Origin of the sequence: Evansella sp. AB-rgal1 (assembly GCF_041820985.1) — a bacterium.
Classification (GTDB): Bacteria; Bacillota; Bacilli; order Bacillales; family Salisediminibacteriaceae; genus Evansella.
Genome location: NZ_JBGUAU010000027.1, coordinates 17899 through 30642, shown reverse-complemented (window position 1 = coordinate 30642; position 12744 = coordinate 17899). Strand labels below are relative to the sequence as shown.

9 protein-coding genes and 1 other RNA gene are annotated in these 12744 nt (G+C 38.5%); 8 read left to right on the top strand and 2 right to left on the bottom strand.

Features of this window, described 5'->3' with window-relative positions; genetic code table 11:
- Positions 1-444: 444 nt before the first annotated feature.
- From secG to ssrA, 7 genes are all read left to right on the top strand, one after another.
- The gene (gene secG, locus ACERII_RS19755; protein ID WP_373644604.1) at positions 445-678 is read left to right on the top strand and encodes a preprotein translocase subunit SecG; all 234 of its coding nucleotides are present in this window, start codon (positions 445-447) and stop codon (positions 676-678) included.
- A 336-nt stretch (positions 679-1014) separates the two neighbouring features.
- Complete coding sequence (locus ACERII_RS19750) at positions 1015-1701, top strand: alpha/beta hydrolase (protein WP_373644603.1); 687 nt, start codon at positions 1015-1017, stop codon at positions 1699-1701.
- Between the two features lie 281 nt (positions 1702-1982).
- Positions 1983-2738 (top strand): alpha/beta hydrolase, encoded by a 756-nt coding sequence (locus tag ACERII_RS19745; protein WP_373644602.1) that lies wholly within the window; start codon positions 1983-1985, stop codon positions 2736-2738.
- Positions 2739-2776: 38 nt separating this feature from the next.
- The gene (rnr, locus tag ACERII_RS19740) at positions 2777-5131 is read left to right on the top strand and encodes a ribonuclease R (protein ID WP_373644601.1); all 2355 of its coding nucleotides are present in this window, start codon (positions 2777-2779) and stop codon (positions 5129-5131) included.
- A 187-nt stretch (positions 5132-5318) separates the two neighbouring features.
- On the top strand, positions 5319-6104 hold the full coding sequence (locus ACERII_RS19735) for a hypothetical protein (protein ID WP_373644599.1): 786 nt from the start codon (positions 5319-5321) through the stop codon (positions 6102-6104).
- Positions 6105-6227: 123 nt separating this feature from the next.
- Positions 6228-6698, top strand: a complete 471-nt coding sequence (smpB, locus tag ACERII_RS19730) for an SsrA-binding protein SmpB (protein ID WP_373644598.1) — start codon at positions 6228-6230, stop codon at positions 6696-6698.
- A gap of 170 nt (positions 6699-6868) precedes the next feature.
- Positions 6869-7208: a transfer-messenger RNA gene (gene ssrA / locus ACERII_RS19725) on the top strand.
- A gap of 430 nt (positions 7209-7638) precedes the next feature.
- On the opposite strand, the gene ACERII_RS19720 is transcribed toward ssrA, so the two are convergent.
- Both ACERII_RS19720 and ACERII_RS19715 read right to left on the bottom strand, forming a co-directional pair.
- Positions 7639-8046 (bottom strand): LAGLIDADG family homing endonuclease, encoded by a 408-nt coding sequence (locus tag ACERII_RS19720; protein ID WP_373644596.1) that lies wholly within the window; start codon positions 8044-8046, stop codon positions 7639-7641.
- A 555-nt stretch (positions 8047-8601) separates the two neighbouring features.
- Positions 8602-9285, bottom strand: coding sequence for a DUF421 domain-containing protein (locus ACERII_RS19715; protein WP_373644595.1), 684 nt, complete (start codon positions 9283-9285; stop codon positions 8602-8604).
- A 198-nt stretch (positions 9286-9483) separates the two neighbouring features.
- Between ACERII_RS19715 and ACERII_RS19710 the strand changes: the two genes are divergently transcribed.
- Positions 9484-12684, top strand: a complete 3201-nt coding sequence (locus ACERII_RS19710) for a DEAD/DEAH box helicase (protein ID WP_373644593.1) — start codon at positions 9484-9486, stop codon at positions 12682-12684.
- Positions 12685-12744 lie beyond the last annotated feature (60 nt).

Below are 12744 nucleotides of genomic sequence, written 5' to 3'. Positions count from 1 at the left end.
GTAGCAATGGGAAGTGAAAGTCCACTTCAATTCCCGAAGGAGCGGGAAGAAGGTAGCAACGGGAATTGAAAGTCCACTTCAATTCCCGAAGGAGCGGGAAGAAGGTAGCAACGGGAATCCTATTTCTAATTTTTGCTGCATCGATGAAAGAATCTGAAAAGGTAAATAAAGCGAGTTTAAAGACCTTTTTCCCTTTTAGAAAGAATCTGAAAAGGTAAATAAACGTGAGTTTAAAAACCATTTTGCCGTTCGAAACAAGCTGAAATGGTAATTAACGCGGGTTTAAAGACCGTTAGCCCATCGAGTAGAAGCTAAAACTGCAAATAAAACCGTTATATAATAGTATCATCAAGTAATAATTCCAAGGACAAGTTCATATTGCTTTGTCCTACTTTTCATGCTATATTTTAAGAAGGTTTAATTGTCTGTTTGGAGGTGTAGAGTTTGCTACTAACATTAACTTCAGTTTTATTAGTAATCGTTTCCCTATTATTAATCACGGTTGTAGTTTTACAATCCGGTCGTAGTGCAGGATTATCAGGAGCTATTTCTGGTGGTGCTGAACAAATTGTAGGAAAGCAAAAAGCACGTGGATTAGAAGCTGTGTTAACCAAAGCCACAGCTATTCTAGGAGCATTATTCTTTATTTTAACAATATTAGTTGCTTTTTTCATGTAATAGAGAACATACAAGTAGCAGGCAAAACGCTTGCTACTTTTTTCGTTGTAGACTTCCATGCAAGTGAAAAAATTGCACCATGGGGAATCAAAATGCGTTATAAGATGTTTTAAGAAACATCAACTTCTCGACAAATTCCCCTAGGAAAGCGAGCAGGCTGGAGCGAATGGAATACAAGCCAACAAAGATGTTAATACTTGATAGTTTAACTCCACTTGATACGTGTATTATCAGGGGAGATTAAAAACTAATACTTAAGGGAAAATAAAATAGAATAGATATATGAGCAAGTAACGTGACAGTTTCTTTCACTATGATAGAATGGATGTGATTCCTATGATCGGTTGCCTATGTTTACATGGATTTACTGGCACTCCTTCCGAAATGGAGGCCATAACTTCCCATCTAACAAAAAAACAATGGCTAGTGTATAGTCCGACATTACCAGGTCATGGAACAAAGGACGGGCTAAGAGGAGTTACATACAAACATTGGATATATGCAGCGAAAGTAGCTGTAGAAGAGTTGTTACATCGTTGCGAAAAAGTGTATGTTATCGGTTTTTCTATGGGAGGTATGATCGCTAGTTTTATTGCCGCAAACTATCCAGTTGAAAGACTAGTACTTATTAGTGCGTCCGCCTATTATCTAAACCCAAAACAAATTTTCCAAGAGGCAAAAGGTTGGGTGTTAGAAGGGTTACGTGGAGAACTAGTGGATGATCATATGTACTCGTTTTATCGTCAAAAAATAAAAGATACACCGCTTCTTGCAACAAAAGAATTTGCTTTGATGATTCGGCAACTTCGGAAGCACTTACGTAATGTAAGAATACCCACATTGATTATTCAAGGGGAAAACGATGGACTAGTTCCTGCAAGAAAAAGTGCTGAGTTTATTCATGAGCAAATTCAATCCGAAGAGAAGAAACTTTATTACTTCCCGAAAGCAAAGCATTACATATGGTTTGGTGAGGATAAAGATGCATTGTTACAACGTATTGACGAGTTTTTAAAAACTTGATTTCATCTTTATACAATACATACAGTGTGCCTTCCTATCAAGGTGGGCATGTTTTATTTAAGCTTTATGAATGAAATAATCTCTGTAAAGAACTAATGTGCCAATACCTGTTAAGATCGCACAGAAAACGTGAGAATCGCACAGAAAGGTGTTAAGATATCACAAGTTCAGCACGAACTGTGAGGACATGATTTTCTAAAATAAATAAGCCCCTTAAAATATAGGTAATACAATCACTACAATCAACCTAGTACTACTAAAATTAAGAGGAGAAGGATAGAATGATGAAGATTACGCAACCGAAGCCATTTACATTTGAAGCAGAAGGAGATCGAGCAATATTACTGTTACATGGTTTTACAGGGAACTCAGCAGACGTGAGGATGCTCGGCAGATATCTTGAGAAGAAAGGATATACATCGCATGCACCACAATATAAGGGTCATGCAGTTCCACCAGAAGAACTGTTGAAATATAGTCCAGACGAGTGGTGGGAGGACGTTTTAGAAGGCTACCAGCATTTAAAGGATCTAGGCTATGAAAAAATTGCAGTGGGAGGACTTTCTCTTGGGGGTGTATTTTCTCTAAGAGTAGGGTACACACTACCAGTAAAGGGAATAATACCGATGTGTGCACCTATTTCGATAAAACGAGATCTGCGACGTTTGCATGCGGGAGTTTTAGCGTATGCCAAAAAATATAAGCATCATGAGAAATTGCCAAAAGAGCAAATAGAACGAGAGATGGAAGAGTTTGAAGGCCCAGAATTAGATGAATTACTGCAATCGTTACAAAAGCATAATGAAGAAGTGCGGTCCAATGTAGACATGATTTATGCACCAACTCTTGTGGTTCAAGCAAGAAAAGATCAAATGATTGATACAGAGAGTGCAAATATTATTCATGAAGAAATCCAATCTGATCAGAAAGAAATTAAGTGGTATGAGGAATCAGGCCACGTTATCACTTTGGATAAAGAAAAAGAGCAATTACATGAAGATGTCTACCATTTTTTAGAAACATTAGATTGGGATTAACTAATACCAGATTACCTACTTAGAAAGGAGTGTTACAAATGAGTGAAATGACAAAAGATAGGTTACTGACTTACATGAAAGATGAAGCAGAAAAGCCATTATCCATTAGCGAGTTAGAAGAAGCGATGGGTTTAAAGGACTCGAGTCAATTTAAAGAGTTCGTGAAAATGTTAAATGAATTAGAAGACTCAGGGAAGATCGTTCGAACGCGTAGTAATCGGTACGGAATCCCTGATAAGATGAACCTTTTACGTGGCTCTGTCATCATGCATCCAAAAGGCTTTGCTTTTGTAAAAACGGAGGAAGGTCATGATGATGTTTATATCGCAGGAGCTGAAATGAATGGGGCAATGAATAACGATACAGTATTAGTTCGTCTTCACCCAGGGTCCTCCGGTGCTAGGCCAGAAGGTGCGATCATTCGGATTTTAGAACGCGGGGTGAAAACTACCGTAGGTACATATGTGGATGATAAACACTACGGGTTTGTAATCCCTGATGATAAGCGAATTCCTAATGATATTTTTATTCCGAAAAATAAAGAGGGCGGAGCTGTAGACGGTCATAAGGTTCTTGTAGAAATAGTAAAGTATCCAGAAGGAAGAATGAGTGCCGAAGGGGAAGTCCTAGAGGTGTTAGGACATAAAAATGACCCAGGTGTCGATATTTTATCCGTTATTTATAAACACGGACTTCCTGGAGAATTTGATCAAGAAACATTGGATCACGCAAACTCTGTACCAAATGAAATTGATCCTAGTGAAATTGTCAACCGACGTGATTTGAGAGAAGAAACAATTGTAACCATTGATGGTGCTGATGCGAAGGACTTAGATGATGCTGTTCAGGTGAAAAAACTAGAGAATGGTAACTATTTATTAGGAGTTCATATCGCAGATGTTTCTTACTATGTAAAAGAAGATTCTCCCATTGATAAGGAAGCCGCAGAGAGAGCGACAAGCTGCTATCTAGTGGACCGCGTTATTCCGATGATTCCACATAGATTGTCTAATGGGATTTGTTCCTTGAATCCACAAGTTGATCGACTTACGTTATCTTGTGAAATGGAGTTTTCACCAAAAGGTGAACTAGTGAATCATGAGATTTTTCAAAGTGTCATTAATACTACAGAACGAATGACATATACAGATGTTCGCAAAATTCTTCAAGAAGAAGATGAAGAGGTAACCAAACGTTACGAGAGTCTCATTCCATTTTTCCAAGGCATGGCAGAGCTTGCAGAAATCCTTCGTAACAAGCGTATGGCTAGAGGTGCAATCGACTTCGATTTCAAAGAAGCAAAAGTGTTAGTAAACGAAGAAGGTGTACCAACAGACATCGTCATGAGAGAGCGTTCGGTAGCAGAGCGATTAATTGAAGAATTTATGCTTGCAGCGAACGAAACGATTGCGGAGCATTTTCATTGGATGAAGGTACCGTTCATGTATCGTATCCATGAGGATCCTGATGAAGAGAAGCTAAACAGATTTCTCGAGTTCATTACGAACTTTGGATATGTTGTAAAGGGATCCGCTAATACAGTCCATCCTCGTGCGTTACAAGAGCTTCTGGAGCAAGTGAAGGGGGAGCCGGAGGAAGCAGTCATTAGTACGGTCATGCTTCGTTCTATGAAACAAGCGAAGTATGATCCAGAGAATGTGGGGCATTTCGGACTTTCAGCAGATTTCTATACTCATTTCACATCGCCGATTCGTCGTTATCCTGACTTAATCGTTCACCGTTTGATTCGAACGTATTTAATTGAAGGGAAAACAGATGAGCCGACTCGTGAAAAATGGGGAGAGAAGCTATACGAAATTGCTAAGCATTCCTCTGAAATGGAACGTCGTGCAGAAGATGCAAGTCGTGAAACAGATGAGCTGAAAAAGGTTCAATATATGGAAGACAAAGTGGGACAAGAATTTGATGGAATTATTAGTGGTGTAACGAACTTTGGTATCTTCGTTGAGCTTCCAAATACAATTGAAGGTCTTGTTCACGTAAGTTATTTAACGGATGATTATTATCACTATGATGAAAAGCAATACGCTATGATCGGGGAACGTACAGGAAATGTGTTCCGTATTGGTGATGAAATCGAAGTTCGTTTAATTAACGTAAATGTGGACGAGCGAATTATTGATTTTGAAGTAGTGGGAATGAAAGCTCGCCGTGAGAGAAAAGTGGATCGTCCTCGTGTTATTGAAGGTGGAAAACGCCCATCTAGAAGGAAGGGCAACGAGGCAAAAGGGATGAAGCTTGGTGCCAAACCACCAAAGGGTGAAGAATCAAAAGACAAAAACACAGGTGGAGCAAAGAAGAAAAAGAAGAAAAAGTTCTTCGAAAATGCCCCGAGCAGTAAACGAAATAAAGGGAAGAAAAAGAAAAGATAAGAGTGTTGAAGAGATTTTAATGAAAAACAAGCTAAGTGTAAGGTGTGCTTAGCTTGTTTTCGTTTTAGTCGAAAAAGGCGAGGGAGAGTTCGTTAACAAGGAGACCTATTCTGAAATTCTAGCCGAAATATGAAGTGTCGTTAATGTTTTTATGGCGAAAGCGAACCTTTCAGAAGGATTTTCGCTCGTGAAAGGAACGATCAGAGAGAGCGCGAACCTTTCAGAAACATTTTTGCTCGTGAAAGGAACGATCAGAGAGAGCGCGAACCTTTCAGAAACATTTTTGCTCGTGAAAGGAACGATCAGAGAGAGCGCGAACCTTTCAGAAACATTTTCACTCGTGAAGGGAACGATCAGAGAGAGCGCGAACCTTTCAGAAACATTTTCACTCGTGAAGGGAACGATCAGAGCGAAAGCGAACCTTTCAGAAGGCTTTTCGCTCGTGAAGGGAGCGATCAGAGCGAGAGCGAACCTTTCAGAAACATTTTTGCTCGTGAAAGGAACGATCAGAGCGAGAGCGAACCTTTCAGAAGGCTTTTCGCTCGTGAAGGGAACGATCAGAGCGAAAGCGAACCTTTCAGAAACATTTTCGCTCGTGAAGGGAACGATCAGAGCGAAAGCGAACCTTTCAGAAGGCTTTTCGCTCGAGAAGGGAACGATCAGAGCGAGAGCGAACCTTTCAGAAGGATTTTCGCTCGAGAAAGGAACGACCAGAGAGAAAGCGAACCTTTCAGAAACATTTTTGCTCGTGAAAGGAACGATCAGAGCGAGAGCGAACCTTTCAGAAGGCTTTTCGCTCGAGAAGGGAACGATCAGAGAGAAAGCGAACCTTTCAGAAACATTTTCGCTCGAGAAGGGAACGATCAGAGCGAGAGCGAACCTTTCAGAAACTTTTTCGCTCGAGAAAGGAACGATCAGAGCGAAAGCGAACCTTTCAGAAACATTTTTGCTCGTGAAGGGAACGATAAACTAAACTTAAGTAGTGGTATAACAATTTTTCACGTCATCACAGAAAGAATTGTATCCCTAAAATTGAAAATCTTCCCTATTCTTGGTATGATGAAGCAGTGAGAAGAGTGGAAAGGATGCAGAAGCCATGGGAACATCAGAAGGAAAATTAATTGCACAAAATAAAAAGGCACGCCATGATTATTCCATTGAAGAAACATACGAAGCGGGAATGATTTTAACCGGTACAGAAATAAAATCATTACGCGGAGGTCGTGGGAACTTAAAGGATTCCTTTGCTCGTGTTAGCAACGGAGAAGTTTGGTTGCATAACATGCACATAAGCCCATATGAGCAAGGAAACAGATATAACCACGATCCAGTAAGAGCAAGAAAACTCCTTATGCATAAAAAAGAAATTAACAAATTAATTGGTTTAACAAAGGAGAAAGGGTACACACTAGTACCGTTAAAGGTCTACATTAAAAATGGGTTTGCAAAAACACTTTTAGGTCTAGGGAAAGGGAAGAAGAAGTATGATAAGCGTGAGGACTTGAAGAAAAAAGATGCAAACCGTGAAATTCAACGTGCATTTAAGGATAATCAGTTAGGTCGATAAAATGACTAACAAATGAGTACTTTCCATCCTTGGTGAACGTTACCATTTGAAATGATATACAGATATGTTATAATCAATTATGCAGTTACGGAAACATAATTAAATAAGCAAACTAGCTTTGACTTATTCTATCCGTACGATTTCCTTTGATTCTTCTATCATGGGGACGTTCTGGATTCGACAGGGGTAGGTCGTGCTTAAGTTGCGAGCCGAGCTGAGTGTCCTCGTATAAAACGCTCATCGCCTATAGTTGGCAAACAAGAAAACAATTTCGCATTTGCAGCTTAATTAGTTGCTAGCGGTTCCTCCCTTCATCGCCCATGTGAAGGTACAGGGACTCACTTATAGTGGGATACGCCTTGCGTCCACCGCCTGAGGACAATAGGAAGAGATCAATCGGGATAGCTACACGGAAGCCTGTCAGTTGGCTGAAGTGTTAGCGAAATGCTAATAAACTGACTACGCTCGTAGACGCTTATGTTGCGTTATCCTTGGACGTGGGTTCGATTAATTATTAGTCGCCTTGTGTGGTGACACACAAGTGAAAACTTGGCTTTATCGATGAAACCTAACCTGTTATGAAAAAAAACAGTAAGGCAATATCGAGCGGTATGAGGAGTAATCTACCAGCCGTGTATCGACTTATAGGCTGCCTACTGGGTAGTACTAGGATGTGAAACCCTACCGAAAAGGTAAAAAATATGTTTCACATAATACGCCAAGGGACTTGAGTAAATCTCAAGTTCAAGATATAGTCAGTGCCATGACGAAAGCATGGAATATCATGTCCCACCGTCTCCACCATACATAACTTATGGTGGTTTTTTTGTGTTTAGATTAGAAATGTGCTTTCTGACTTTTTATCGCACCGGTTATTTAACACGAGGTGATGCAGCATAGAGGTAATCAACTTTTAAGAAATCTAGCTTGTCATAGAGTGTTATAAACTAAAGAACTGTTTTTCAAAAGCTATCTTCTGTTCTCTCATCTCTAAAGAGTATTTTCCGTTCCTTGGAGTCACTCTATCATAATGTTCTAAAAGGTGGATTGCACGATCCTTTTTATTCTTAACTCGTAAATATGGAGCTATAGATTGTAACAGTGAAAAAACATCTTCTTTTCTTTTAATGGTTAATGTATAGGAATCGCGATGAATTCCAGGAGAATAATTTTTCTTATTACAAATTACTCCACCGGTTAGCGAATGTATATATTCTAGTAATTCTTTATCTGTTGAAGCATTAGAGATAATCGGTCTTCTATTCTCTTTCTGATGCATTTTTGTTAAGGTTATGGTTCCTTCTCCGTCAATAATACCTGCAAGGTACGATGCTTCATACTCTTTCATAGTACAGCCTCCTACAGAGAGAATGATACAAAATTAGACTAGCTATTAATAAAATCATCACGAATAGTGAAAACAGTTTATCGTTTTATCCAATTAATACTGCATTTAGTCGTTTAAACCTCTATCGAAATGCACATTTTTTTAAAAAATTAGAGTAATTTTAAACCTTAGATCTATTCTAATAGTTTAAATAAATTTTATGCTTATTAGAAACCTATTTCACGTTTTGTTATGATTATTTTAATTTAAATAGATAATATTGTAAATTCTTCTATAATTGACTAAACTCTCTGGTCACTGAGAACCGTCACCGTTTGCCACGTAAAACCAAAGTTTATGTTTTAAATACTTAATGAAAATTACAGCTAAATTAGTTAGGATATTATAAAAAAAAAGAAAGAAGATGTATCGACAAAGGATGATTCAATCCTTTCAAGAATTAATTACTTTTAGATGGATAGATTGCTCATAGACGGATGAAGTACCTGAACGTGCTAAAATCACATTATTAAATTAGTTCCTTCATTTTCTCAGCTACTGTGATACACATTTTAATTAATTGTATGTATTAATGTATAGCGAATCACCTTCAAGCCACTCTGCATAGAATACTTTCTTAACATTAGCAATTCCTTGTTTATTTAGTTCGTTAAGGAGCCACTCTTTGCTGTAGCCGGTCTCTTGCAAATTATCATATACAATTTTCCCATCTGAGATAACGGTAGTAGGTAAATAGACGAGCTTCGTACTAATATTTAAATCTTGTTTTGATGGTGTATCGTAATTGGATTTTTTTAATACACTAATCGAGCCATTAGGCTCTAAAATAGCATAGGCTACTTCACGGATAGAAAACACATTTTTACTTCTTAAAAGTCTTTGGAGCTGATTTATATCAAGACGATTTTTCTTTAGTTGTTGGTAATCAATCTTCCCGTTTTTGATAATAATAGAGGGGTTTCCTTCTAGTATACTTCTCGTTTTCTTTACTTTTTGTGTAAGCATTTCAATCAAATAAATAAGAATCCCCCATAAAGCTACAGCATAAAGAACGAAATGAGCTCCTATTTCCTTATCATAAATTGCGTTTCCTACTAATTCTCCAAGTACTAAGGCAGAAATAAAGTCAAAGGGAGTCAGTTGAGTAATTTGTGTCTTTCCAAGCACCTTTGTTAAAACAAGTAATGCGAAGAAACCAATGATAAGTTCAGTCGTAAGTTGTAAGAAATTTGTATTCAAGTAAATCCCCTCTAACTGCAAAATTTGTCATATTATTTTTTACTATAGTTAAAGGAGCTATACCAATAAATGATTAAACCGAGAGGAGTCTACTTTCCATTGGACTTTAGTGGTTTGCATTATATAATAATGATACTAATTTTTTTAGGAGGATGAAACAAAGCATTTTTCTAAAAAGCCTTGAAGGAGCGGTAGTCCATGGAGATAAGAATCAATCAGAAAATGATAAAGGAAATGTGTGGTACTGTCTCCTACAAAAAAGGTGATACGTTTTACCGTTCCAATAAAGTAACGATACATCAATATACATCGGATCATTGTGAAGCAACGGTACATGGAGTCGAAACCTTTTATGTAACGATTACGAAGGATTCACAAGAAGATCTTCAGACTGCGTGTAGTTGTCCAACATTACCTAATTTTCAAATGGGCTGCCAGCATATTGCAGCTGTTTTATTAGCTATGAAAGATATGCAGGGTAAAGGAATGACAATGGAAGAAGTGAATGGCAGTGAGCTAACAGACCATTTTTTGACGTTATTTAATAGCCCCAACCCGAAGAAAAGCAGACACCAGCGTTATTTTGAAAAAAGAGAGGTTCTTGATCTCAAGTTCATCTGTAAACCAGTCACCATTGGGAAGGGGAATAACGTATTTGGGGTGGAGATAGAGGTAAGTGGCAAGAAGCTACCTCATATTCGGCAATTTTTGACGGATGTAAAGTTAGGAAAACCTAGCTCTGTTTCTAGATCATTTACGTATGATCCAAATATCCATTGTTTTTTTCCGGAAACAGATGCCGTGTTACATCAGCTAATCAGAGTGATCCAGGACGAAAAAGCGTTTTTAGAAGGGGTTTCTACGAATGAGGAGTATGGACTTACCGATCAGGTTTTACTCATACCTCCTTCTTCATGGGGAGGACTAGCGCCTTTACTTACTCAAGCGCCATCAGTAACGGTGGAGCAAGACAATCACCAATATGAGAAACTAGCAATAACACATGGAATTCCCCCTTTAACCTTCAGTTTTCAAGAGTCTCAGGGAGAGGATTACCTATTAAAAATAGAAGGCTTTGATCAATTGATTGTAATGAATTTATATCAATCTGTTCTTAGTAAAGGGAGATTATTTCAGCTACAAGAACAAGATTGTGACCGATTGTTCGAGCTACAACAGATGGTAGTGGCACCAGGGAAAAATGAGATTCCTATTCCAGAGGAGAAAATCAATTTTTTTCTAGAAAAAATCGTTCCAGACTTGAAAAAGTTAGGAAGAGTAGATATCTCTAAAGAGCTATCACAGAAGTTTATGAAAACACCTCTTACGATAAATCTCTATCTCGATCGTCTGAACAATAGACTGCTAGCAGGATTAGAATTTCAATATGAGAATGTGATTATTCAACCTCTTGAAAGTAGAGACATTCCAACTGGCCCAATGATTGTAAGGGATATGGAAAAGGAAGATGAAATACTTACGATCATGGAGGAAAGTGGTTTTTCTAAAACAGATGGTGGGTATTTTATGCAAAATGAATCATTGGAGTACGAATTCTTATATCATGTTGTTCCAACGCTTCAGAAAAAACTACGATTGTATGCAACTACAGCGGTTCGAAATCGCATCTTTAGAGAGAATACCTTTCCTAAAATTAGAGTAAAAGTGAAAAAGGAACGGACGAATTGGCTGGAGTTTAAGTTTGAAATGGATGGAATCGCCGACAAAGAGATCAAAGAATTACTAGCTGCTATAGAAGAAAAACGTAAATATTATCGACTTCGGAATGGCTCCCTCTTTTCCCTCGAAACAAAGGAAGTAGAAGAAATTCAGCGATTTCTCTATGGTGGCCAAGGCCCAATTCAAGAGGATAATCTAGAAGCTTCTCTAAACATGCCTATTACGGATGGGTTAAAATTCCTTGATATGATGGAAGAGAGTGATGTTTTTACAGCAGAGGAATCCTTTCAACAGTTCCTCGAAAAACTGCGTCATCCAGGGAGCTTGGATTTTGAGGTGCCAACACAGTTAGAGAACATATTACGTGGTTACCAAAAAGAAGGGTTTAAGTGGATGAAAATGCTGGCGAATTATGGCTTTGGCGGAGTTTTAGCAGATGATATGGGCCTTGGTAAAACAATACAGAGCATTACTTTTATTCTGTCGGAGCTTTCAGCTATCCGAGAGAACAATCAGCCTGTTCTCATTGTTTGCCCATCCTCTTTAACGTATAACTGGTTGCAGGAAATCATGACCTTTGCTCCTGAACTTCAGCCGATTGTCATAGATGGGAACAAGCAACAAAGAGAAGAGCTCTTAAACAATAGGGAGGATGTAGATATCATCATCACATCGTATCCATTGCTTCGCCAAGATATAAAAAACTACGAGAAAGAAATCTTTCATACTGTTTTCTTTGACGAGGCACAGGCATTTAAAAATCCTGTCACTCAAACCGCTCGAGCGGTAAAGAGAATACAAGCAGATCGTCGTTTTGGTTTGACGGGAACACCAGTGGAAAATTCACTAGAAGAGCTTTGGTCCATTTACCATGTAATATTTCCGCAGCTATTTCAAGGGTTAAGAGAGTTCAGCTTTCTTACCAAGAAGTCCATTGGACGAAGAGTTCGGCCATTTTTGCTTCGGAGAATAAAAGAGGATGTCCTTTTTGAGTTCCCTGAAAAGACAGAGTCTCTCGAATCAGTAGAATTGCTTCCAGAACAGAAAAAACTATACGCTTCCTATTTAGCCAAGCTCCGACATGATACATGGAAGCATCTTGATAAGGATACCTTTCGAAAGAATCGTATTCGGATATTAGCTGGACTAACCCGTCTGCGACAAATATGCTGTCATCCGGGATTGTTTGTTGACGGGTATAAAGGAAGCTCCGCTAAGTTAGAGCAACTTCTTCAAATACTAGAAGAATCGAGAAATGCTGGAAGAAGGGTTTTAATTTTTTCTCAATTCACCAGCATGCTCCAAATCATTGGCAGGGAATTGAGGGTACGTGGGTTAACGTACTTCTATTTAGATGGACAAACCCCGTCTATGGAACGATTAGAGACATGTAATCGATTTAATGAAGGGGAACGAGATTTATTCCTTATTTCTTTAAAAGCTGGAGGAACAGGTCTAAACTTAACAGGGGCAGATACTGTTATCTTATATGATCTATGGTGGAACCCAGCTGTCGAGGAGCAAGCGGCAGACCGTGCACACCGCATTGGTCAAAAAAAGGATGTAAATGTCATCAAGCTAGTTGCACGAGGTACTATTGAAGAAAAAATGAATGAGCTCCAAGATAAAAAACGGGACCTTATTGCAGAAGTTGTTGATTCTGAAGAGCAGAGCACAACATTGACAGAAGATGACATTCGGGAAATTCTTATGATATAAAAGTGTTTTAGGAAGGCATTATGCCCCATTTTCTCATCAAAAAAAGTAAAGGAATGACTT

Coding starts and splice junctions, on each gene's coding strand:
- rnr (WP_373644601.1), top strand. CDS start 2,777: ATGAGTGAAATGACAAAAGATAGGTTACTGACTTACATGAAAGATGAA.
- ACERII_RS19710 (WP_373644593.1), top strand. CDS start 9,484: ATGGAGATAAGAATCAATCAGAAAATGATAAAGGAAATGTGTGGTACT.
- smpB (WP_373644598.1), top strand. CDS start 6,228: ATGGGAACATCAGAAGGAAAATTAATTGCACAAAATAAAAAGGCACGC.
- ACERII_RS19750 (WP_373644603.1), top strand. CDS start 1,015: ATGATCGGTTGCCTATGTTTACATGGATTTACTGGCACTCCTTCCGAA.
- ACERII_RS19720 (WP_373644596.1), bottom strand. CDS start 8,046: ATGAAAGAGTATGAAGCATCGTACCTTGCAGGTATTATTGACGGAGAA.
- ACERII_RS19745 (WP_373644602.1), top strand. CDS start 1,983: ATGATGAAGATTACGCAACCGAAGCCATTTACATTTGAAGCAGAAGGA.